Source organism: Cytophagales bacterium, assembly GCA_033344775.1.
Taxonomy (GTDB): domain Bacteria; phylum Bacteroidota; class Bacteroidia; order Cytophagales; family Cyclobacteriaceae; genus JAWPMT01.
On sequence record JAWPMT010000005.1, the window covers coordinates 2,020,878 to 2,045,696 of the forward strand.

General features: G+C 43.4%; 19 protein-coding genes. 10 read left to right on the plus strand and 9 right to left on the minus strand.

The features are described 5' to 3' along the window. Positions 1-10: 10 nt before the first annotated feature. Together R8G66_26260 and R8G66_26265 are read right to left on the minus strand one after the other, a co-directional pair. Positions 11-3,283 carry a SusC/RagA family TonB-linked outer membrane protein gene (locus R8G66_26260; protein MDW3195906.1) on the minus strand — a complete coding sequence of 1,091 codons (3,273 nt, stop codon included), beginning with the start codon at positions 3,281-3,283 and terminating at the stop codon, positions 11-13. 165 nt (positions 3,284-3,448) lie between these two features. After that, positions 3,449-7,594 (minus strand): two-component regulator propeller domain-containing protein, encoded by a 4,146-nt coding sequence (locus tag R8G66_26265; GenBank protein ID MDW3195907.1) that lies wholly within the window; start codon positions 7,592-7,594, stop codon positions 3,449-3,451. Positions 7,595-7,842: 248 nt separating this feature from the next. Here R8G66_26265 and R8G66_26270 point away from each other — a divergent pair, with 248 nt between their 5' ends. From R8G66_26270 to R8G66_26310, 9 genes are all read left to right on the plus strand, one after another. Next, positions 7,843-8,739, plus strand: coding sequence for a sugar phosphate nucleotidyltransferase (locus tag R8G66_26270; GenBank protein MDW3195908.1), 897 nt, complete (start codon positions 7,843-7,845; stop codon positions 8,737-8,739). A 6-nt stretch (positions 8,740-8,745) separates the two neighbouring features. Beyond that, entirely contained in the window at positions 8,746-9,768 is a 1,023-nt protein-coding gene (gene galE, locus R8G66_26275; protein ID MDW3195909.1) for a UDP-glucose 4-epimerase GalE, read from the plus strand. Positions 9,769-9,781: 13 nt separating this feature from the next. After that, the gene (locus R8G66_26280) at positions 9,782-10,558 is read left to right on the plus strand and encodes an exodeoxyribonuclease III (GenBank protein ID MDW3195910.1); all 777 of its coding nucleotides are present in this window, start codon (positions 9,782-9,784) and stop codon (positions 10,556-10,558) included. A gap of 39 nt (positions 10,559-10,597) precedes the next feature. After that, complete coding sequence (gene gcvT, locus R8G66_26285; protein MDW3195911.1) at positions 10,598-11,683, plus strand: glycine cleavage system aminomethyltransferase GcvT; 1,086 nt, start codon at positions 10,598-10,600, stop codon at positions 11,681-11,683. After that, the gene (locus tag R8G66_26290; protein MDW3195912.1) at positions 11,680-12,384 is read left to right on the plus strand and encodes a 2-phosphosulfolactate phosphatase; all 705 of its coding nucleotides are present in this window, start codon (positions 11,680-11,682) and stop codon (positions 12,382-12,384) included. The genes gcvT and R8G66_26290 overlap by 4 nt, the downstream gene beginning before the upstream one ends. A gap of 236 nt (positions 12,385-12,620) precedes the next feature. Next, positions 12,621-13,127, plus strand: coding sequence for a hypothetical protein (locus R8G66_26295; GenBank protein ID MDW3195913.1), 507 nt, complete (start codon positions 12,621-12,623; stop codon positions 13,125-13,127). A gap of 219 nt (positions 13,128-13,346) precedes the next feature. Then, positions 13,347-13,847, plus strand: coding sequence for a hypothetical protein (locus R8G66_26300; GenBank protein ID MDW3195914.1), 501 nt, complete (start codon positions 13,347-13,349; stop codon positions 13,845-13,847). 89 nt (positions 13,848-13,936) lie between these two features. Beyond that, complete coding sequence (locus R8G66_26305; GenBank protein MDW3195915.1) at positions 13,937-15,706, plus strand: tetratricopeptide repeat protein; 1,770 nt, start codon at positions 13,937-13,939, stop codon at positions 15,704-15,706. Continuing rightward, complete coding sequence (locus R8G66_26310) at positions 15,703-16,341, plus strand: response regulator transcription factor (GenBank protein MDW3195916.1); 639 nt, start codon at positions 15,703-15,705, stop codon at positions 16,339-16,341. Before R8G66_26305 ends, R8G66_26310 begins: the two co-directional genes overlap by 4 nt. Before the next feature lie 352 nt (positions 16,342-16,693). Here R8G66_26310 and R8G66_26315 read toward each other — a convergent pair whose 3' ends face one another. Genes R8G66_26315 through R8G66_26345 form a run of 7 tightly spaced genes read right to left on the minus strand, consistent with a single transcriptional unit; the run spans position 16,694 to position 24,111 of the window. Continuing rightward, entirely contained in the window at positions 16,694-17,086 is a 393-nt protein-coding gene (locus R8G66_26315; GenBank protein MDW3195917.1) for a DUF2721 domain-containing protein, read from the minus strand. Positions 17,087-17,112: 26 nt separating this feature from the next. Further along, positions 17,113-17,439, minus strand: a complete 327-nt coding sequence (locus R8G66_26320) for a nucleotide pyrophosphohydrolase (GenBank protein ID MDW3195918.1) — start codon at positions 17,437-17,439, stop codon at positions 17,113-17,115. Continuing rightward, a complete protein-coding gene (locus tag R8G66_26325; protein MDW3195919.1) occupies positions 17,439-17,996 on the minus strand; it encodes a hypothetical protein in 558 nt (185 codons plus the stop codon). The genes R8G66_26320 and R8G66_26325 overlap by 1 nt, the downstream gene beginning before the upstream one ends. A gap of 8 nt (positions 17,997-18,004) precedes the next feature. Further along, a complete protein-coding gene (locus R8G66_26330) occupies positions 18,005-18,868 on the minus strand; it encodes a lysophospholipid acyltransferase family protein (GenBank protein MDW3195920.1) in 864 nt (287 codons plus the stop codon). A 12-nt stretch (positions 18,869-18,880) separates the two neighbouring features. Beyond that, on the minus strand, positions 18,881-19,756 hold the full coding sequence (locus tag R8G66_26335; protein ID MDW3195921.1) for a YicC/YloC family endoribonuclease: 876 nt from the start codon (positions 19,754-19,756) through the stop codon (positions 18,881-18,883). Positions 19,757-19,765: 9 nt separating this feature from the next. Beyond that, the gene (locus tag R8G66_26340; protein MDW3195922.1) at positions 19,766-23,023 is read right to left on the minus strand and encodes a translocation protein TolB; all 3,258 of its coding nucleotides are present in this window, start codon (positions 23,021-23,023) and stop codon (positions 19,766-19,768) included. A 38-nt stretch (positions 23,024-23,061) separates the two neighbouring features. Next, entirely contained in the window at positions 23,062-24,111 is a 1,050-nt protein-coding gene (locus tag R8G66_26345; GenBank protein MDW3195923.1) for an FAD-dependent oxidoreductase, read from the minus strand. A gap of 67 nt (positions 24,112-24,178) precedes the next feature. Between R8G66_26345 and R8G66_26350 the strand changes: the two genes are divergently transcribed. Continuing rightward, entirely contained in the window at positions 24,179-24,817 is a 639-nt protein-coding gene (locus R8G66_26350) for an MBL fold metallo-hydrolase (GenBank protein ID MDW3195924.1), read from the plus strand. The last annotated feature ends 2 nt before the right edge of the window (positions 24,818-24,819 follow it).

Below are 24,819 nucleotides of genomic sequence, written 5' to 3' on the forward strand. Positions count from 1 at the left end.
ATTGAGTGAATTAAAATGTTGCTTGTACACCAAATGTAAAACTTCTAGTGATAGGGAAGTTACCCAAATCAATACCGAAGTTAACGTCTGCATTCCCGCCGACACTTGGATCAAGTCCATCGTATCCGGTGATAGTCAACAAGTTGTTGACAGATCCAGTCACACGTATTTTAGACAATCCCCAGGTATTTATAAGACTAGCTGGCAGATTGTAACCTAACGTAAGGTTCTGAATACGGAAGTAAGAACCATCCTCTACGTAGAAAGAGTTAGACTGGGTATTTGTACTGAAGTTTGATACGTTTTCAAACAAAGGAATGTCCCCTGAAGGATTATCAAACGTCCATGAATCCTTCACATCAGAGCTGATCGCAGCACCTGGGAACAAAGGATATAGGTGAGTAAAAGTCTTAGAGATATTGTAAATCTCATTTCCTACAGATAAGAATGAATAAATCTCAAGATCGAATCCTTTCCAGTTGAACTTAGCAGTAAGACCGCCAGTGAAATCAGGAACTGGGCTTCCAAGGAATACCCGGTCTTCAGTGGTGATTTCTCCATCACCATCGACATCACGGAATCGGAAACGTCCAGGAGCAGCACCAGCCTGAGTTGCAGCGCTAGCTACCTCAGCATCGTCACGGAAAATACCTTGAACATCATATCCGAAGAATGAAGAGATAGACTGTCCAACAGCATTTCTTGTTGCACGAATTCCTCGATAATCTAAACTACCGTCTTCGATGAAGTCGATACCTGGAGCAAATGCTCTGATCTCATTGGTAAGGAAACCTCCGTTAACAGTTATTTCATACCCGATATCGCCATTGATATTACCCTTGTTGATAATGGTCAAATCAATACCTGTGTTTCTCATTTCACCAACGTTCACAGAAGGTGCACTTGCAAATTCACCCGCTTGAACTGTTACAGGAACTGTGAACAACAAATCTTCTGTGTCTTTTCTCCAGAATTCGATACCGAAATCGAGTTTATCATCGAAGAACAAGGCATCAATACCAAAGTTTGAGGTAACTGCTCTTTCCCATTTCGCGTTAGGGTTACCAATTCTTGATCGGAAGAATCCGGCAGCTGCTCCAGAGTTAGAACCAGCAATATCATAACTTGACGAGCCCAGGTTCGTTCCAAACAGGCTGAACTGGTTATTAGGATCTACGTTGTTGGAGTTACCGATGATTCCGTATCCTCCTCTAAGTTTCAAATCACTTAACCAGGTTACACCTTGCATAAAAGGCTCATCAGAGAGTCTCCAGGCAACTGAAACTGCAGGGAATGTACCGTATCTGTTAGCAGCTCCAAAACGAGAAGAACCATCACGACGTACTACCAGGTCAATGATGTACTTATCCATCAAGTCATACGTCACTTTACCAAAGTAAGAAGAGAAGTTCACTCCTGAAGAGTGGCTACCATTTACTACCGGAGACTGAACGTTTGACAAGGAAACGAAATCCGGGTTCTGAGAGAACGGATTGATACCAGAACCATTGATCTGTCTGAATGTTCCAGCATTCAATGCTTCCTGACCTGCCAATGCCTTGATTCGATGCTCACCGAATTCAATTTCATATTGCAAAGTATTGGTCACTACCCAGTTGGAGAAGATCTGAGCTCCCTGGTTGAAACCAAAAGATGAGTTATTCTCTGAGTTCTCATATTGTCTTCTGGTGTAACCTCTGAATTGAACACCGAAATACTGTCCACCAAAGCTGGTCTTGAACACCAGGTTTTCAACAGGCTCGAACTTCAAGTAAACATTACCAAATGCTTGTGTAGAGAAACCACGGTCGTTTCGGCTTCCGTCTAATTGAGCTACAGGGTTTCTAGGGTTGTTAAAACCTTGCGCCGCTGTACCCGCATATCCACCAAACTCATCAAACACAGGAATGATCGGTGACATTCTTTGTGCTGAAAGAATCACGTTCTCATCATCAGATGAACCTGAACCACCACCAGCACCAAAGATGTTTCGAGTAGATCGATAGGTCATTTGGATGTTTTCTCCAATGCTCAGTTTTCCATCAGGAAGAAGATCGAACTCGGAGTTCACACGGAAATTAGCACGCTGGAATCTCTGGTGTAGTACAATACCTTGCTGATCCTGAAGTCCAATACCAACATAGTAACGGCTACCTTCGCCACCACCCTGGATTCCAATGCTGTGACGGTTGATATTACCCGTACGAGTAATGGCATCATACCAGTCAGTACCCGCTCTGTTGGCTCTAACTACTTGATAAATTCCTCCTGCATCAGGATCGATGTTATAGTTAGCCGCTTCTGCCGCCAGGTTCACTGTTCCGGTAACTCCTGAATTAGGACCTACTAAAAGGTAATCAGGAAGAACAGGAGAATCACCCGTCCCATATTGAGGATGGTTGAAAGAAGGTGTTTCGCCAGCATTTCTCGCAGCGTTTCTGATTGCCGCCCAGGTCCAGTCTGCCTGTTCCTGTGGATTCAACATATCAGGACCATTACCAGGTGTGGTAACACCAGACATGCCATTGTAGGTAACCGTCAATTCCTTCTTACCTTTTTTACCCTGATGAGTCGTGTAAACAATTACCCCACCAGCTGCACGTGCTCCATAGATAGAAGCGGCAGTTGCATCTTTCAATACGGTAGTAGAAGCAATATCGTCAGGAGACAACCAATCGATAGAACCTACTGGCACCCCATCAACAATATAGAGAGGAGCATTTCCACCTAGTGCGCCATAACCACGTACACGAACCTGACTGGTTGTTCCAGGCTGTCCGTTCGTAATTACCGTCACACCAGCAACACGTCCTTGCAATTGCTGCTCCACGTTTCCGGAAGGTTGTGCTCTAAGATCTTCCGCTTTGATAGTAGAAACAGAACCTGGTGTTTTCCTTCTTTGGTCCACAGAGTATCCAGTCACTACTACTTCTTCCAACTCCTCAACGTCTACTTCCAACTGCACATCTACTACGGATCGCGCACCTACGGCAACTTCCTGAGTAGCAAAACCAATCGCACTGATCACCAATGTAGCATTATTGCCATCTATTGCGATGGAATAACCTCCGTTGATATCAGTAACCGAACCTGTTGATGTTCCTTTTAACACCACGTTCACACCGGGGAGCCCTTCACCTGTATCATCGGTGATACTGCCCGTTACTGTTCGATTCTGGCCAAAGGCTGTCGTCGAACACAAGCCAATGAGTAGCACAATCACCGAGTAACGCATGGTGTTCCAAAGATTGGCTGCTCTTAGACCTAAGTACATGTTCTTCATACTTTAGATTTAGATAGTTTGAAATAATCCTGACACTATTTTACAATAATGCCAACCACTCCAGTCGAAGCGGTCTTCAAACTTCGAAAAATACAACTTTCAGCCTCGTGGGGAAAACGTCCAGATTGCAGGGGTAAATGATGCAAACGATTGGAATATGTCCTTTCAGGGCTTTTGATTGGACATTTGAGCGTACTCTGAAGGGTTAGATCCAAATTGTTTTTTGAAACAGTACCGGAAATATTGGAGGTCATTAAAGCCCACATAATAGGTAACTTCGGAGATCGTCATCTCCTGCTGCTTCAGTAATTGGGCTGCTCGCTTCAGTCGGAAAGACCTAATGAATTCGTTGGCTGACTGACCCACGAGACCTTTGAGTTTTCTGTAGAGTTGCGTCCGGCTTAGTCCCAATTCCCTATAGAGATCATCGACCCCAAAATTGGAATTACTGAGATTTTCTTCCAGACACTTGATGGCTTTTTTCAAAAACTCCTGATCCTTGCTGGCGATCTTTAAATCCCGCGGCTCTACATGGGTCTCCTGCAATGCCGTAAGTTGTTGCCGCATCTGATCCCGCGTCTTGAGCATGTTCTTGATTCGCAACTCCAGCAGCTTCGGATTGAAAGGTTTTGTCACGTAATAATCTGCGCCCAGTTCAAATCCTTTTTCCGTACTTTCACCAGAAGCCTTAGCTGTCAACAAGATGATCGGAATGTGTGATGTTTTCTCATCACTCTTGATCTTTTGACAAAGTTCATAGCCATTCATTCGAGGCATGATGATGTCAGACACGATCACATCCGGAATTTTCTCCACCGCTGCTTCATACGCTTCCTCACCATTGGTCGTTTCTATGATGCGATAATCACTTACCAGGTACTCTGAAATGAAAAGGCGCATGTCCTCATTATCTTCGGCAATGAGGACCAAAGGCAGATCTTCTTCAGGTATACTATCCTGCTCAATCTCTTCTTCCAGCGGTCCACTGTTCTTCACCATCTCCAATTCCTTGAAGTCTTCTTCAAAATGGTGACTCGATTCCTCGTCCAAAATCGTGTCTTCTGGCAGGTGGTCCATTCCTTTTAATAAATAGACCGTAAAAGTTGTGCCTTCTCCAGCCTGACTTTCCACCTCGATTTTGCCTTTGTGCAGGTCGATAACCTCCTTGGTAAGAGCCAATCCAATACCTGACCCTTTCTTATCTCCGTTATCGATCTGATAAAATCGGTCGAAAATGTAATCGAGCTGATCCTCCGGAATACCGATACCTGCATCTTTGACCATGATCTTGATGGCATTCGGGGTATCTTGTACATCTACCTCAATCTTTTTGAATTCGGGGGTAAACTTGAATGCATTGGAAAGCAGGTTGATCACAACCTTCTCTATTTTATCCGGCTCAAAATAAATTTCGACGGCTTCCTCCGGGAACGTACACTTGTAATCAATGAATTGTCGCTCAGCGTAACTGGTGAATGCGTGGGCAATAGGTTTCAGGAATTTCACAATATCCAGCTTGCTTGCCTTCAATTTAACAGCTCCTGATTCAAGACGTGAGAGGTCCAGTATCTGATTGATCAGTCGCAGGAGGCGCTCTGCATTTCTGGACATGATCCGGTACTGACTCACTGGATCCCCTTTATAAGTTCCCGCAATCAATGACTTCAACGGTCCCATGATCAAGGTAAGTGGCGTACGAAATTCATGTGAAATGTTAGCAAAGAACCTCGACTTAAGCTTGTTCATGTCTTGCATACGTGTCAATTGGCCATGCTCCGTCTGCAATTGGTTCTTAAGACGTTCCCTATTGATGATCCCTCGTCGGAACAAGAACAGCAAAAACAAAAAGAACAACAGGTATACTAAAACCGCCAAATTGGAAAAGAACCAGGGCCTTCTGACAATCACGGTAATACTGGCACCAGTCTCATTCCATACATCATCATTGTTGGATCCTTTTGCCATAAACGTGTAGGCTCCCGGTAGCACATTGGTGTAAGTGATATTGCGACCGTCCTCCGAAGTGATCCAATCATCGTCATAGCCCTTGAGCATGTAGGCATATTGATTTTTGTTGGGTTGTGAGAAATTGAGCACCGAAAACTGAAAGGAAAAGTCATTCTCATTGTATTTCAATTCAATCTTATTATCCGGAAAGGCATCATCCAGAGAAGCCATTTTGGTGAAGTTCATATCCTCTCTTCCCGTCACCTGAAAGCCAGTCAGTACTACTTCAGGAATGGCTTCATTTCGTTTGATATCCGTAGGATGAAATTTAAAATACCCCTTGTTAGACCCGAAATACAATTCTCCTGTACTGGAAACCAGGCTTGCACTTTTTGTGAATTCGACACTTTTGATCCCATCATCCTGATCGAAACGCATGATATCCAACTCCGGAGAAACCCGGCAAAGGCCATCAGCTGTCCCCAACCAGATGTAACCATTTTCATCTTCTTCAATGGACAACACAATATTACTGGACAACCCATCAGATTTGGTCAGGTTCACAAACTCGGTATCGCCAGCGCGTAGCAGACTCACCCCACCGCCGAAGGTGGCAAACCAAAGATCTCCATTCGGGCTCTGATGGATATGAGCGATCACATCGTGACTAAGATTACCAAAACTTTTGAAGTCGGTAGAGAAATTATCTTTGGAAACGATGTTGTAATTCTCATCTACTTTGATCCGATCCAGACCTGAACCTTCGGTACCCAACCAAATGGTACCGGGCTCGGTTTCCAGCATGCTTCTGATCTTCTGATTGCTAATGCTGACGGGATCATCCTGAGAATAAAAAAGCCGCTTCAGGAGTTGACCCTCCTTATTATAGATATTTATACCATCGCGAAAAATAGAGATCCACATATTGCCACGGCTATCTTCCATCAGGAAAAAAGCATGTGAACCGGATAGTGAGTTTGGATCTTCGGGATCAAACAATATCTTATCAAATTGCTGGGTGTCATTTCTTAAAATAGAAACTCCACCTTCCCAGGAGGCTACCCACAGATCTTCATTACTGTGTTTTAGCAATGACAAAACAGCATCACCAGCTATATTACGTGGGCCTGTCCCTTCTCGAAACAGTTCCATTTTACCTGTGCTGTAATCAAGGAAATTCAACCCTCCTCCATCGGTACCGATCCAAAGCCCTTTATCTCCTTCTTCCACGAAAGAGCTCACGAGATCATATCCGACAGTATTTCTTTGCATCGGATTTTGACGGTATTGCCGGATGACCGTATGCAGTGGATCAATTTTATCCAGTCCATTATTATAAGTCCCAATCCAGATCACCCCACTTTTGTCCTGAAACAACGACCAAATAGAATTACCGGAAATACCATTTTCATTTTCTCTGGCATGCACATAATGCACCAATGAAGTTTGCTGTGCATCCAACAAATAGAGGCCGTCATTTTCAGTACCGATCCATAAATTCCCCTTTTGATCTTCCAAAAGACTCAATACCGTGGCCTGAGCAAGTGAAGCAGTTAATTCAGGCTGACTTGGCACTATTACCGGCTCAATGGTATATCTTCCTTCCACATAAGTAAGTGAATACAATCCCTTGTTTGAACCGATCCACAAGCCATTGGCCTTTGGAAAAAGGGTTCGTGGCGAATTGCCGGCCTGGGATTCGTGCAGCTTGTAGGAGATGAATCTTTTGGAATTCCTGTCATAAAGATTAATTCCTCCTCCACGCACACCAATCCATAAATTCCCCTGATCATCTTCTTCAATGGCATTGATTTGATTACCTGAAATAGAATTGGGATCATCCTGATTATATCTGAACCTGAAAAAAGTGCCCGCTTCTGGATGATAACGCGTAAGACCTTTATCCTCGGAACCAATCCAAATTACCCCTTCGTGATCGACAAAAAGTGATACGACGAAGTTGCTCCCAAGTGAATTCGGATTATCCGGATCATGCATGAACCTGGAAAAAACACCTTCTTTTCGATTATAAAAATTGATCCCTCGATCAGTTCCTAACCAAAAATTACCGCTTTGATCGATGGCTGCATCATTGATCCGGCTATCGCTCAATGAAGAAGAGTCCCGGGTATCGGCAAAATACTGGGTGAAAAAACGACCATCGAATTTGTTGAGGCCATGCCGTGAACCAAACCACATGAAACCATCCTGATCCTGCCAGATCTTGGTGACCGTATTTTGAGACAACTTGGCATCAATATGATGAAATACCAGGGTATCATTGGCCAATAGTGGCTCTGATAAAAAAGCAATCAGAATTAAAAAAATGTAGCTATTAAGCTTTTTGCCGATATCCAACCGCATAACCTTTTCACACAAATTTTGTGAGACACAAAACCATAAGAATCAGTAAAAATAATATGTGGTTCGGTAGATCACATAGCAAAAGATCAGGAAAAGAAAAATATCACCATAGAAACGACTATAGCCATCCTATAATATTGGCATTTAGGGCACCTATGGTGTTGGTAGAAAAAAACTAGCTTTTGTTGAGCAGTGATGATTAAGTTTGCGCCGATAATACGCAGACATAAAACAGTTATTAATCAATTATGCAGCCAACTTTAGTTGTCCTTGCCGCAGGAATGGGTTCTCGATACGGTAGTTTAAAGCAGATAGATGCATTTGGTCCTTCGGGCGAGACAATCATCGATTATTCTGTCTATGACGCAATAAAGGCAGGATTTGGGAAGGTGGTTTTCGTCATTAGAGAGTCTTTACTCGAAGATTTTCAGAAATTATATTTCGACAAATTTTCAGATCAGATCGCCATCGATTATGTGTTTCAGGAGTTACATAATGTACCTGAAGGAATAGCAGTTCCTGAAGACAGGGTTAAGCCCTGGGGTACGGGTCATGCCGTGTTGGTCGCTGCAGACAAAGTCAAAGAGCCATTTGCCGTAATTAACGCTGATGATTTCTATGGTGCAGATTCTTTTCGACTGATCGCTGATCACCTCAAAGGTCTGGATCACCAAAAAGTAGCCGGATGCATGGTTGGTTTTCAGTTGCCCAAGACCATATCTGAGCACGGATACGTCTCCAGAGGCGTGTGTGAAGTGGACGACAGCAACCATCTTTTATCCATAACGGAGCGAACACACATCACCAGGGAAGCAGATGGCAATATCTATTTCAAGGATGAAGACAATCAGGTTCACTTACCGGAGAGCACAATAGTATCCATGAACCTGATGGGTTTTACGCCGGCTGTTTTCAACCTGATGAAGGAAGCATTCAACGCTTTTATTCAGGAGCGTTCACATGAATTAAAATCGGAATTTTATATTCCCACCATCCTGGATCAGGTAGCCAACATGACCGATGTACCGGTCTTGGAATCTGCCGAAAAATGGCTGGGAGTAACTTATAAGGAAGATAAGCCAGTCGTTAAAGATCGATTGATTGAATTGGTTGAAAAAGGAAATTATCCATCGCAATTATTTTAAGGACTCATGAGTAAAATTCTCGTAACCGGAGGCACAGGATACATAGGTTCACACACAGCAGTTGAACTGTTGAATGTTGGATTCGAAGTAGTGATCATAGATGATCTTTCCAATTCCGAACTATCTGTGCTGGATGGCATCGAGGAGATCACAGGAAAAAGGCCATCATTTGCACAGTTTGACCTTATCGATAAATCAGCGCTGGAATCGTTTTTCAGGGAACATCAAAATATTTCAGGCATCATTCACTTTGCTGCTAAAAAAGCAGTTGGCGAATCAGTGCAACAACCGTTGATGTATTATCGAAATAATTTCGATTCATTACTCAATCTGCTGGAGATGATGTCGGTTCATAAGATACCAAACATCGTATTTTCTTCGTCGTGCACCGTATATGGGCAACCCGACAAACTCCCGGTTACTGAAGATACCCCTTTTCAACCTGCCGAGTCTCCTTATGGGTACTCTAAGCAAGTGTGCGAAATCATTTTACGTGATGCTTGCATAGCGGACCAATCATTAAATGCCATTGCTCTTCGATACTTCAATCCTACTGGTGCGCATGAGTCCGCCATCATCGGAGAATTGCCTAAAGGTGTTCCAGCTAATCTTGTACCTTTCATTACCCAGACAGCTGCGGGTATCCGAAAGCAATTGAAGGTATTTGGAAATGACTATGATACACCTGATGGCTCTGCAGTCAGAGATTATATTCACGTCGTGGACCTGGCCAAAGCACATGTCGTGGCCTTAAACCGACAGCTGAAGCAAAATCAGAAGTCAAACTACGAATTTTTCAATATTGGAACAGGCCAGGGGAATTCTGTGCTTGAAGTAGTCAAAACCTTTGAGCGGGTAAATGACTTAAAATTGAATTACCAGATCGTAGAGCGACGTTCCGGCGATATTGAAAATATATATGCAGATACGACGCTAGCCAATGAAGAACTTGGCTGGTCCGCCGAGCTTGGCATAGAAGAAATGCTTACCTCGGCGTGGAAATGGCAACAAAAACTTAGTAATCAATAGAACCCCCTTCCGAATGAGTGGCTTACACCTAGTATCCTGGAACGTAAATGGAATCCGGGCAATCATCAAAAAAGACTTCCCAAAAGATGTCCAGGAAATGGTGCCTGATGTCTTGTGCCTTCAAGAAACCAAAGGACAACCAGAAGATGTAAAAACTGCCCTACAGTTGTTTGATGATTACCACATTTACGTTAATTCGTCCAAAGCCAGAAAAGGATATTCTGGCACAGCGATCCTCTCAAAACAGGAGCCCCTTTCGGTGACCTACGACATGGGGATTGAGGAACACGATCAGGAAGGAAGGGTAATCACGGCAGAATATGAAAAATTTCACCTGGTCACGGTGTATACTCCCAACTCAGGAGAAGGCCTGAAGCGCCTGGATTATCGGGAAACCTGGGATGCCGCCTTCAAGGATCACATGGTGGCCCTTGAAAGCAAAAAGCCTGTGATTGTATGTGGTGACCTTAATGTGGCTCATACGGAAATTGACATTGCCAGGGCTAAGCCGAACTTCAACAAATCGGCAGGTTATACTCAAAGAGAGATCGATGGGCTGGACAATATCCTGGCCGAAGGCTATTTCGATACATTTCGACATTTTTATCCTGAAGAAGTAAAATACTCCTGGTGGAACTACAAATTCCGGGCACGTGAAAGAAACGTAGGCTGGAGAATCGATTATTTCCTGGCCAGTGAAGCTTTAAAAGACTCGGTGACAGCAGCAGAGATCTACAACGAACGCTTTGGGTCGGACCATTGCCCGGTCGGTCTCCGTGTAAACATTTAGTCAATACTTCATTTACCTAATCGTTAAACCCCAATAATGATGACCAAAAAAATTCCTTTGCACGACCTTCATGTGAGCCTGGGCGGCAAAATCGTTCCATTCGCAGGATACGAAATGCCTGTACGATATAGCTCCGACAAAGAGGAACACCTGACCGTTCGTAATGGTGTGGGTGTATTTGATGTTTCGCATATGGGCGAATTTCTGATCAAAGGGCCTGGCGCTTTGGACCTGATCCAAAAAGTGACCAGTAATGATGCCAGTAAGATCGTTGACGGACAGGCACAATACTCATGTTTCCCCAATGACAAAGGCGGTATTGTAGATGACCTGATCGTTTACCGATTCGGAGAAGAAGATTACATGATGGTCGTCAATGCCTCCAACATCGAGAAGGATTGGAATTGGGTAGCTAGCCACAATACGGCAGGGGTGACCATGGAAAACGTATCGGATGACATCTGTTTATTCGCGGTACAAGGCCCTAAAGCCGCTGAGGCACTACAGTCTTTAACTGAAGTTTCTCTTGCGGACATAAAATTCTACCATTTTGTCAAAGGAGAAATCGCAGGGATCCAGGATGTGATCATTTCAGGAACCGGCTACACCGGCGCAGGCGGTTTTGAACTATATGTCGACAAAGATTCAGCAGAAGCACTTTGGAAAGCAGTATTTGAGGCAGGTGCCTCTTATGACATCAAACCCATCGGACTTGGTGCTCGTGACACCCTACGCATGGAAATGGGGTATTGCCTCTATGGTAATGACATCACCGACGAAACTTCCCCACTGGAGGCAGGACTCGGATGGATCACCAAATTCACCAAGGACTTCATCAATAGTGAAGCGTTACAAGCACAAAAAGAAGCAGGTGTTTCTAAAAGGCTCGTTGGTTTCAAAATGATCGATCGGGGAATTCCGCGTCAGGGTTATGAGATTTGTGACGAAAACGAACAAACCATTGGCGAAGTGACTTCAGGCACCATGTCGCCTAGTCTTAATATTGGTGTTGGCCTGGGTTATGTCAACTCTGGCATGCACAAATCTGGCACAGAAGTATTCATTAAGATCCGTAATAAGCTAGTAAAAGCGGAGGTGTCCCGACCTCCATTTGTGACGCAATGAACATTGAAGTCTGCCTAACTCCCGCCCTTATTGAGCAGTTTGACCTGTCAGGAAAGGTCGTGGTAGTTGTTGATATTTTCCGTGCCACCTCTTGCATGGTGGCCGGATTGTCCAACAATGTCAAAGCCATTTATCCGGTAGCCACCGTCGACGAATGCCTGGCACTAGGCAAAAAGGGCATGCTTATGGCTGGGGAAAGAGGCGGCATCAAAATTCCGGAATTCGATTTGGGCAACAGCCCTTTTGATTATTTGCAGGAACATGTGACTAACCGGGAAGTGGGTGTCAGTACCACTAACGGCACGCTGGCACTCAGCAAATCCCGAGCAGCTGATGAGATATTGGTAGGCGCTTTCCTGAATCTAGCCGCAACTACTCAATACCTGGAAACATTGAACAAAGACCTGGTCATTCACTGCGCAGGCTGGAAAGGAACGGTCAACCTGGAAGACACCTTATACGCAGGCGCATTGATCGACCGACTTAGCCAAAAAGAGTTGAAAGACGATGCTACTTTTCTGGCACACTCTCTGTTCCTTCAACACCAAAATGATCTATTAGGTGCAGCAGAGCAATCTGCACATGCCCAAAGACTCGCAGGATTTGGCATCAAAAAGGACATTGCTTTTTCACTGCAGGATAGCATTTATGATACAGTGATCCGATTGGAAGGAGAAAAGTTGGTGAAAGTCCACTTCTAGGCCTCAGAGTACCATAGAAGGCTTCACACTTCAAGAATCTCACATTTCGACAAGCTCAATGTGAGATTAAAAAAGCAAAACCCGAAGTACAAGGTACCTCGGGTTTTTTATTTGTCTGATGCTAGTGTGTACATGACGGTGCTCGTCATCCGTGGAGTCGAGATGGTTAACCCCGCGCACACAAGCCAAAATTGAAAAAAGGGGAGACGATTTCCTTACCCTAAAGCGCGTATATCATGAAATACCACAAATGCGGTATCAGCACCGGAAAAACCCTGCGGTATTTTGGAGACTACTGCAGTTGCGGTACAAAAAAGAGAAAGATTTCTTTGAAGTTTGTAGGAGAACGAATTTTAAAATTAAACACCAATAAAATGCCAACGATATTAAATATGACACTAAATAAGGATTCTACGCTTACTGTTGAACCTTATAATGCTGAATCGGCAACAGATGATACCGTTATCATCAAAGCAAAACTTGCAGACGGGGTTGAAAATTGTGGAGAAGCCTTCTATTTTGCGTTAGATTTTAGGCCATCAGTTGCTGCATCCCCTATTTCCAATGGCTATTCCGGCGTAAATTATGGGACAGGTATCCTGGATCAAGATTCTGTTGTCGGGTACATCACCTACCAAGTGCCTAAGTTCTTTTTCTACATGCCAACCATTACCTATGGCCTTAACCAGTATAAAGGTAAGATGACTTCTAACCTTTATGTCAATGAAAGCCCAAGCACATAGTTAAATTGAAGTAGTCTTCTAGGTCTTCAAAAGTTTGTTTGAATTGCAAGAGATTAAATCAAATTCGAATTTGAAGCCAAGGTGTTCACAAGCCAATCATTTTAACCCTTATCAGACCTGCGGTATTTCAAAGACTACTGCAGTTGCGGTATATCGGTATTAAAAATATTTGGTTAGTTTGAACCATTAAGTTTATTAAACAACCAAATAGTTAAAATCATGTCACAGACTAACGTAAAAAATTATTTCTTACAATTCAATACAGAAAAATTAATCCCCATATTAAGTCTTCCGGACCCTCCCGAAGATGATATTTTAGGTTATATCACTATATATGGACCTGGCGTAAGTCCTGCGACTGGCCCAAGTATAAAAGAGTTTCTGATCGAACTTGTTAAGGGACAAGATGTCAACATCACGCTGATGCCAATCAACTTGACAACCGCAGATCGGATATTTTTCAACTCCAACAACAATGAAGCACCATTCAGAATTAAAAGATCAAATAACAACCCAAATAAGCCTCTGAAGAGTAGTTATTTCAATGGTAATTTTCACAATTATGCTGTGACCATGCATTTAACAGCAACACACAAATTAGAAACCACCTCCAACATTACTTTTGATATTCTACTAATCCCCGCAGGAAAAACAGTCACTGAGGGTTATAACTTTGTCATTGATCCTCAACTGCAAATCAAACAACCTTCAAACCCTTAATGAATTTGAGAAAAATCATATTGCTCCCAATAACACTAAGCTTTTTAGTCTTCAACAGTTTAGGCCAGAATGTTCCACTAATAGATAGTTTGAAGCAGCTCCTCCAGAACTCGAATCTAGAAAGATCTGAACGTCTCAAATTTCTTGAAGAAATAGCCCTTTATTCTTCTGATCCGGAGGAAAAGATAATCTATTCGGAGAAAGTTCTAGAATTGCTTAACGCAGATGATAGACAAGACTTCTACATTAATGCATTACTAAATATCGGAGTTTCTTACCGCTTAACTGGAGAATTAGAAAAATCCTTAGAATATTTATTCAAGAGCTCTGAGGTTGCATTTGCTAATACTGAAAATATCTTATTGGCTGAATCATACGTCGAAATAGCTACCACCTACACCAAAAATAGCGATCAAAAAAATGCACTCATATATTCCAATAAAGCGATCAAAATCTTTAAAGAAACTGGAAACTTCCAAAAATTAGCAATCAACCTTCTCAATACTGGATTCATCTATTTTGAACAAAACAAATTTGATAGTGCCTTATTATATTACAATGAAGCCGGTCCACTTTTTGACTCTGTAAATTTAACAATCGGCAAAGCCTATAACCTAGGAAATCGCGCCCTGGTCTACTGGAAAACTGGGGCATTCGAAGAGGCAGAACAAGATTTACTCCTTGCCATTGATATGTTAGTTCCTTTAGGAGATCAATACGGCATGGCAGACTTCCATAATCAATTAGGAAATCTCTATCTGGAAACAGGACAAACCGAAAAAAGCATAATCCATACCCAAAAATCCTTGGAAATGGCTGAAGCACTAGGACTCAAGGAACAGGCCCGTGATGCCTCATTGGTCTTATCAAAACTCTCAGCCGAAAGAAGAAACTTTGAGGAAGCATATCGCTTACATCAAGAATACCTGGCTTATCGCGATAGTATCCAAAATGAAGAAAACACTAAAGCAATGGCCGATCAGCGGACGGAATTCGAGGTAAGTATCCGTGAAAAAGAAATTGAGGTACTGGAGAAAGACAAGCAATTGCAAAACATCTACATCATCGTTGCACTGGTATTTCTTCTGGTTTTCATCCTGCTCTACTTGTTGAGTCGTCAGCGACTGATCACCAATAAACTGGCCTCGAAAGCGGAACGGGATCAGCATGAAAAAGACGTGCAAAACTTGTTACAAGGTCAAGAGAAGAAGACGCTACAATCCATGATTGAAGGGCGGGAAAAAGAACGTAAACACCTGGCAGGAGAACTCCACAATCACCTTGGAAGCCTGTTGGCGACTGTCAAGATGAACCTCAATGGCTTTGAGCAGGAAGATCAACGCATCAATACACTTCATCAGTTAGTAGATCAGGTCTACAATGACGTAAGAGACATGTCTCATGCCCTGAACATGGGTGTATCGGAAGATTTTGGATTAGTCTCTGCCCTTCAGGAGCTGGTAGATCACTTGTCTCAATCCGGCAAACTCAAAATCGAGTTCAATGCGGCTGTGACCGATTGCTTCATTCCTTTTGAGCAGGAAATTGTCCTCTACCGGGTTGTCCAGGAGCTGGTCAGCAATGTATTGAAGCATGCGCAGGCCACGGAGATGACGTTACTTTTAACCTGTTTCGAAGACGAACAATTATTGAACATCATGGTTGCCGACAATGGTCAGGGCTTTGACACAGAAAACGCCAAAGTCAAGGCAGATGGCATGGGCTTACACTCACTGGATGGCATGGTAAGTAGCCTCCATGGAGAAATGGAAATTGATAGCCAGGCCGGCAAAGGAACAACGATCAACATCGACTTCCCTCTGGATGACGCCATGACTGAAAATCCCCTCACACAATGATCAACATTCTAATCGTAGACGACCACCAACTTTTCGCAGAAGGACTCAAGTCCATGTTCAACCCCAAGGATGAGATCACCGTAGTGGGACAAACCACGAATGGATACGAAGTACCCAAGCTCCTCAATGAACTAGAAGTGGATGTCGTCCTTATGGACATAGACATGCCGCAAATTGATGGCATTGCCACGCTTGAGCTCATGAAAAAGGAAGGGTTCGACTTACCCGTGCTCATGCTTACCATGCACCAAAGCCTGAAGTATATCCGTAAAGCGCTGGAAAAAGGTGCGCAGGGATACATTTTGAAGGCCGCCTCCAAAAAGGAGGTAGTTGATGCGATCGAAACGGTAAACCAACGCAAAAATTATTTTCACGAGAAGGTCAGTGAACAGGTATTCGACTATTTCCGAGGCAAAAGATCCAATGATACCACTGCACAAGAGCTATCAACCCGAGAATTGGAAATCGTGAAGTGTCTTGCGGAAGGCTTGAATAGCAAACAGGTGGGAGAAAAGCTTTTCATCAGTCAGCAAACGGTAAGAACTCACCGTCGAAACATCATGCACAAACTGCACGTGAAAACTACCGGTGAACTGATCCGTCTAAGTATGGAGAAGGGCTGGATTGAAGATTGATCCAAATTGCAGGAATGCTCAACAAATTGCAAACTTAAATCTTTAAGGTCCTTCGATACAATCGAGGACCGTAACGAGGGACCAGAAAAGAGTTACACTATCTCGCTCTAATTACCTCCTGTATGTGTATGTGAAGAAGAGGTCTTAATTAATGGCCCACCCTTCACACTTTGAAGTTGCTTTACATTTAGCTTTTTCATGTTGAAATTGTTTATGTTAAAAATTGAAGTTTCGTAGTTGTTTTTCGATTATACGATATGGTATTACTCGTTGTTTCATGTCACTAGTTCAATAATCAAAAATTGAATTAGTAAAAACTAATTATCTTATTTAGTAATCGGATTACTAAGCCCTACCCCTTAAACTCCATATCGCTCAACTCTACCTCTAACGCATTGGTGGAAAGCTGAACTTCTCTGAGAGAGATACCCAATGAAATCAACAGCAGTAATAATGACGCTCCGAATACCCACTTACCAGCAACTTGCATTTCCTGAAACAGGAAAATCATACTCAACACACAGAAAAAGAAACTGAGCACCCCAAAAGCCTGCATATTGCGAATAAGGAACAGCCGCTTTCTCAAATTCTCGATTTGAGTGGCCAATACGCGATTTTCTTTATTCTCATTGTAGTTGGCGTGAAGCTGTCGGATCAGCGTCGCAATGGCCAGAAACCGATTGGTAAAGGCCAGCAGCAACAGAGATATTGCTGGAAATAATAATGCCGGAGTGGTGAGGTTCATACCGCGAGATTAAACCTTATCCATCACTATTTCAACTTAGGATTATCCTTGTGACGATCCTGATCACGGATATTTTTCTTTTCGAAGTTCTTTACCAGTGCTTCGGTGAGATTGACTCCTGTTTGATTTGCCAGGCAGATCAAGACCCAAAGTACGTCTGCCATTTCATCTCCCAGATCCCGATCCTTATCTGATGCTTTGAATGACTGCTCTCCATAAGTTCGTGCCATCAACCGGGCTAGCTCCCCTACCTCCTCAGTGAGGATGGTCATATTGGTCAACTCATTGAAATAACGCACACCCGTGGTATTTATCCACTGGTCTACCAGCTGTTGCGCTTCTTCTATTGTCATTAGTTCATCAAATGTTCGTTGAGGTGCTTGATCACAAACCCTTCCATGGTCAATTTCTCCATCAGGTATAAAATTCGTTCACGCTCACTGGCAAGTAATGAATCCATTTCGGGCTCAAACTCCTGAAAACTCTCGTGAGGAAACCGCTTGCCTTTTTCGTAGTGGTCTTCCCAATACAATGACTCAACGATCTCATCTCCTTGATAATAGTATTTGTATTCAGCAGCGAGGAGGTCATCCTTATTGTTTACCAGGTGTCCTGAAAAGATCACATGATCATTTTCAAAATAGAAATAATCATCACGAACAAGATGTGGGGTGGTCAAAACAGAGACCAATTTCAGCATTTGACCGTCCATGGAATAGCCCCGGATCTTTAATAAAGAATCTCCGGAAACAATATCATCTTCCATGATCTCAATCCGATGATTCGCATCGATGTGTCCTACTTTCTTGTTGATGGAATTGACCAGGGGGCGCATTTCTTTCCGAACTTCATTTTGACAGGCGGCTAGGAAAAAAATGCTAAAAACGATGTAAAAGGCGGTTGACTTCATCCGGGTTTTTATTGAAAGTTAATTAATTCCTCATTTTTTGATCGTCGATATTTCCATCGGTTGTGTGACCAAAGCCAATCCGAGGGCCTGGCTCGCACAGCGCTTTCTGAAAATCGAATATACTGATCAAGCACCTGATGTTCGCCTTTCTGATAGGGAGGATCGGCCATTTTATGCAGTTCCACCTCATATTTACCACGAGCGACTCGAACAACAGACACGTAATACACCGGAAGCTGAGTAAGATAGGGCAATACAAATATACCCTGATAAAACGGAGTTTCTCTTCCGAGAAAATTTGCCCAGACTTTGCCCTTGTTTTTTCTGGTAGGAGACTGATCAGCAATGATCCCTCCTCCACGAAATTCTTTTTGGTACCGATAAACACGTCCCGCCTGAGCAGCGGGTATTGGGCGATTGCCGAATTTACTGCGGATCTCGGCCATCAACCGGTTGCTACCTGAATTGCGGATTTCCTTGTAAATGGGGTCCAAAGGAGCTAATTGAATCCCAATAGCCGTACCCAGCCATTCCCAGTTGCATTGATGTGATGCGTACAACAAAAATGGAGATTGGTTCCGTTCGATTTCTTCATAGGCCTCATTGCGAATCAACTTCACTCGCTCTTTAAATTCCGATCGGTCCATACGCAGGGTTTTGAATGCCTCTAGCGAAACATCGGTCAGGTTGCGATAAAACTTAGCGCGAATGGTGCGAATCTCCATTGCTGACTTTTCAGGGAAGCAGGCAGTAAGATTAGCTGTCACCATCTTACGTCTGTAAAACAAACTCGCTAACGAGGCAAGTACATCGGATACCAGATATAATAAGGGAAAGGGTAACCAGGCAACGATGTGGGCAAAAACTCTCATCACGAGGTGCGATCACATCACGTTGAGCACCTGTTCTTTGATCTGCTCCAACTCATCTTTCATCTTCACCACGGTACGCTGAATGTCTGCGTCATTGGCCTTGGAACCAATGGTATTGATCTCACGACCAATTTCCTGAGCAATGAAACCCAATTTCTTCCCATTGGAATCCGAACCGTCCAAGATTTCCAGAAAATACTCCAGGTGACTTTTCAGACGCACTTTCTCCTCCGAGATATCCAGCTTCTCCACATAAAAAATCAGCTCTTGTTCAAATCGATTTTCATCAACTTGTGTTTTCTCACGCAGGTCACTGATGGCCTGGTCTAGTCTGGATCGGATATTACTTACCCGCGTCGGGTCCAATTCAGCCACTACGGCTAACCCCTTACTGATTTCTTCAATGTTTTTCCGAAGGGCCTTTTCTAGTTGCTTTCCTTCATCCATTCGGAATTGATCACACTTATCCAGCGCTGCACGAACCACTGTCACCATCTCGTCATAACTGATCAGGTCGCTGAAGTCCTCTTTGGAAACCATCACGTTCGGTGCATGCACCGCCAATTTGAACAGCTCATCACGATTGGTCAGGTTGCTTTTTGCCAAGTCAGCGAACTGATCATAATACAACTGAAACAATTCCTGGTTGATCTCTACCGGAGATTCTCCAAATTGATTGGGCTGAAAATCGATGGTAAAATTGACTTTGCCTCGGATCAGCTGCTTCGAAATGATGGATTTAATGTCCATTTCCCTATCGCTAAACTCACGCGGGAGCTTCAAAATAAGGTCGAGGTACTTGCTATTTAGGGACTTCAGTTCAACTTTGAGGGAATACTTTTCGGTAATTGCCTCGGCGGAGCCATACCCCGTCATCGATTTTATCATAGGGCAAAGTTAGAAATCCAACCCCACACTTACATAAAATCTATAATTACCGAGCTCAAAATCTCGGATTGGGCGTGCAATATCGAATTTGGCGTAGTAACCCATAAGCACCGTGCGCAGCCCTGCCCCTACCCCGGCCAACCAGGGATTTCGGAAGTTCGCAATGCTACCAGAGAAAGGAGAACCATCGGTACGATAGAGCACTTCTGTCGCACTATTTTCACGTGTCAACGGAATAGGTCCGGTCCAGGCAGATCCAATATCATAGAAGCCTACCAGTTGGAAGTTTCTCAGGAAATTCGAAGTGATCGGTCCTCTGGACAAATATTGAAAGACCGGGATCCTGAGTTCCGCATTGAAAACCAGTGATGAGCTCCCATATAATTCCGCATAATCAAATCCCCTGATATTGGTCACATATTCCATGAACAGGAAATTGGTATTATCTACCTGATTATTGATTCGGTTGAAAGGATTATCCGTTCCATCTGTATTGGTATTGTTCAACAGCCAATTGGGAACACCTCCAACCAGGTAGGTTGGCTTGTTCTTGCCGAAGAACTGCCCATAGAAAACCCGGGTAGCAAAGGTGATTTCGCGATGAACACGCTGATAATGTCTGATATCCGCACGAAGATTCCCAAAACTCCTGTTCTGATCCGAAATACTTGAATACTGTATGATGTCAAATTTCGCACGGGTACCTTGTGGGATGTTAAAGCCTTTTTCAATGGTATTATCAAATACGGCACTTCCTTTGATTCCGGCATAAGTAACACGATTGTCCTCTGCCAGTCCCATCACATTATTAACTGTATTAACTGCTTGAAACTGAAGGTTTGTAAAATTCGTGGTTGCGAAAAAAGGATTGATATCGAAACGGAACCAATTGGAAATAGGTAGCGCAGCACCAAACTCTAACTTACTGAATGAATATCGCTGCACCAACTGGGTTTCATTGTCATCCTTCAATACCAGCAATCGTTTGTCAAACCGCACACTAAAATCCACCCATCGCTTCAGGTATTCATATTCAATGAAGAAGTCACCACTACGCAAATCTGTGATCGCCAGGGCTCCTGCATGTACTTTGTGATTTTCCAGCATATCACTGATCTGAGTTTCCAGTAAAATCCCGAATCCTCGAAGTGGATCAATGGTAAATGAAGTCACCAAATTGCTGAAACTAAATCGCGGAAAGTATGGGATCGGTCCTAATACTTCAGAATTCTGCTGAAATTTCCGATAGGTGGAGAAGAACGATTCCGGTCGGTAATTCTCCTTCTGAGTTTCATCCTCCCCTTCGAAAACATAGTTTTCTGTATCTACAAAGCTGTCATCCTCTGGCTGCTCTTCCTCTTCAAAAAGGTAATCGTCCGTATCCAGCAAAGCAGAATCCTCGTCTACACTTGCGGTATCTGCAACGACATCTGCTACACCATCCGGATTGAGCAACTGATTTTCGACATATCGATTTGCCACAAATTTTGCTTGTTCAAAACGCTGCCTGGGGGTCTGACCCGTGAATTGGTTCCCGTGAAAATCTACTTTGTTCGTATAATACACCTTTTCAATTCCTTCATCCAGCATAAGGAACGTAATCCCATCTTCATCGAAATGCAGATCATAGTCCAAGATGTTCTTACTGAAGTTGGTAACCTGGGAATGAATCGAATCATAAAAACTATACTTGTATAAGTTAGAGATCCCACGCTGATCGCTCAGATAAAAGATCTCTGACTCGTTTTTTGCATGTGGTTTGACATCATTTCCTATGGTATTTGTCAATCGATAGAATTCATTTTTCGTTGTATCCAAATCATAGATGAACAAGTTGTAGCGACTATCCATGTCCTCCAGCGGAACATCGGCAATGTTCAGAGAATCTGCCGGGCGATTAGAACTAAATACGATGGCTGCGGTGCCAGGAATAAATGACGGACTTTCGTCATCGTATATATCGGAGGTAATTCTCCGCACAGCACTTCGTCGCATACTCACGAGGAACAGGTCGTTTCTCCCATCTACATCACCACTGATCACAGCCAGTCGACCATTGTCATTGAAAGAAAAGGATTTGATCTGTTTAAATCGCGTCAACGGCTTATTCCTGATCACCTCTGCCTTAGCCACATCAATGGTCGCCAGGTAAAGGAATCCTCTTTTATAATAGACCACCCCTAGTTGGTCATCGTCAATCCAGTCAAGCAACGGCAGATCACCATCTACTTTCTGCCCCGGCACAATGATGCCTCCTTTCAGCACTTTGACGGTTTTTTCCGTTTCCAGGTCTTTTACGTACACATCGTATTTTCCCAGGTCATTGATACTATACGCCACCTTCTGTCCCGCCGGGTTGATCCGGACATTGTTGTGCTCAAAATCGGAATTCTTCCTACTGACGATCTCATCTTCATCATCCGGATCTTTGTAGTCCTTCAGGATTTCTTCTTCCGACACCAAATAGTAATTCTGCCAGTTATTGATAAAGGATCGGTACGGAACACCAATAGTACTGGCTATGCTGTTTTCTTCGTTACGAATGATCCTGGTTAAGTTCAGGATATTGGAAATATTGCTCCTTCCGTGGGTCAAGGCGATATAATTCCAAATACTTTGTCCTATCACCCCAGCCTCTTCGCCATCAATTTTGATCAGCTTTTTGATCTTTTTACGACCGATATAATCACGTATGTAATCATCCATTTCTGAGCTCCAGCCATAGGCAAGGTATTTTGCCGCTCCATCGATGAACCATCGTGGCAATGAAAGCAAATAGGAACTTTGGAGAATCTCCGCAAGACTTCCTCCAAACATCATGTCTTCGATCAGTATTCTGGACAATCGATAGACAAGCTCTTCCCGAAATTTCTCAGCTGAACCCGGATGAGCAACTTCCATTTGAAGTTTGATGAAATCCGTTTGACCGCCAATGGTAAAATTGGCACCGTCAATGCCTTTGTTGCTTTGCTGTAAATCGTGAATGGAGTTGTAAAGAAAGATTTTTGTCTTCGCATAAGGTGCATAGCCGAGGATATCGGTCAGCCGGTTGAATTCTTCATCCAGAAAGTCTACTGCCTGTTTCGCATAATCTCCTCCTCCTGAATAATAATAAATATCGAAGTTGGTAGTGCTGTAGTAGAGCCAGTCAAATTTCTTATACTGGATCCTGTTCTGACCAAATTCGTTGAAATAGTCTTGCTGAGCCTGAGTCAGCAATACTCCACTGGTCAAAAACAGGGCAAGAAGCAAACGAACCTTTATCATTCTTTCAATGATTTCTTTAACTAAACAAATACATCTGGTCAAATCAGACCTCTATTCACATCTACAGTAGGGAGGATTTCTCGTTCCCCTAGCAAAAAATTTGCCATCATTGGAGCAAAATATGGCGCCAGAGAAACTCCTTTTGTACCTAATCCATTAAAGATACCTACACTGGGTTGATTTTTCATCAATCCAAGGAAAGGCCTTCGGTCAAAAGTCGCCGGTCTAACCCCGGCAAAAGCTCTGACTACTTCATAAGCTCCTTCGTACAACTTTCCAAGCTTGTCTTCAATCATACTGATTCCGCTTGTAGTAGGTTGCCAGCTTAAGTCTTGGTTGTTGTAGGTAGACCCTACCCGGATCACACCTTCACGTGGTATCATGAAAACTCCCCGGTTGACGATTTGGTTCGGACGAAATTCGGTTTTGATGTCGATTAGTTCGCCTTTCACAGGTCTCATTTTCAGACCTTTAAAGAAAGGATTATCAGCAACGCCCGTTCCTTCACAGAAAATGACCGCTCGTGCCCTCCAATCACCGTAGTGTACCTGGTCTTTTCCTGATTTTACGTTCTGATACTGAAACACTTCAACCTTGTACATTCCCTTATTCTGTAGGTAGTCTTTTATCGCTTTTAGCGCCTTAGGCAGGTCTACTACACCCGTGTAGTTCAAGGACAAGCCACCAAATGGGTCAACTACCGCAGGGTAACCGATCGATTCGGTGTGGATCTTATGAACATAGGGAGCATACATTTCCGTCCCTGCCTTGCCTTGCCAGTCATTTTGTTCTTCGATGGAAATAAAGGGTCGGTAAATCGGTAAAGACTGATGAAAGGAGGCTTTCAATGCTCGTTCCAGTTGATCATAGTAGGGAGCAATCAATGGAAAAAGCTCATCAGCCATCCAGGTTTTCACCATTTTGCGACCGGTGATAGGATTGTAGAGCCCCGCTGCAGCATAGGAGGAAGACCTATCCGCTCGATCCTGGTCAAATACCATGACCTGCTGACCTCTATGGATCAGTTCATAAGCCAGCAAGCTTCCGGCAATTCCCTGTCCTACAATTAAAAAATCAACCTCTTTCAATCTGTTTGTGGATTTTCCAGCAAATTTGTATCGCTAAATTGAGTTTTCTCTAGCTATCTTATTTCAAATGACCATCAAGGCCTTAGTTTTCTCTCCATTTTACGAAAATACATACATCATAAGCGACGAAGATAATCAGGCGATCATTGTGGATCCCGGTTGTTACGAACCCTATGAGGAAATGCAATTGAAGCAATACATCAAGGAGAATGAACTGCAAGTCAAACTGATACTTAATACCCATTGTCATATCGACCATGTGACCGGGAATTATTTTGCGAAAAATGAATACCAGGTACCCCTTTGGATTCCGAAAGGAGAAAAAGACATTTTTGAAGCAGTCCCCAGCTATTCCGCCAGCTATGGATTTACAAATTATGTACAGGCGGATGTGGACAAATACATTGGGACTGATCCGATCGAGGTGGGAAAATTGAAATTTGAAGTACGGCTGGCTCCCGGACATTCTCCCGGACATTTGGTTTTTTACAATGCCGAAGCTAAAGCATTGATCGGAGGAGATGTCTTGTTCCGCGATAGTATTGGTCGAACAGACCTCCCGGGTGGTAATCATCAGCAATTGCTGGAAAGCATCAGAAGAGAAGTTTTTACCTTGCCTGATGACACGACTGTCCACAGTGGTCACGGCCCGACTACTAATATCGGGTATGAAAAGACGCACAACCCATTCGTGAAAAATCTATAATC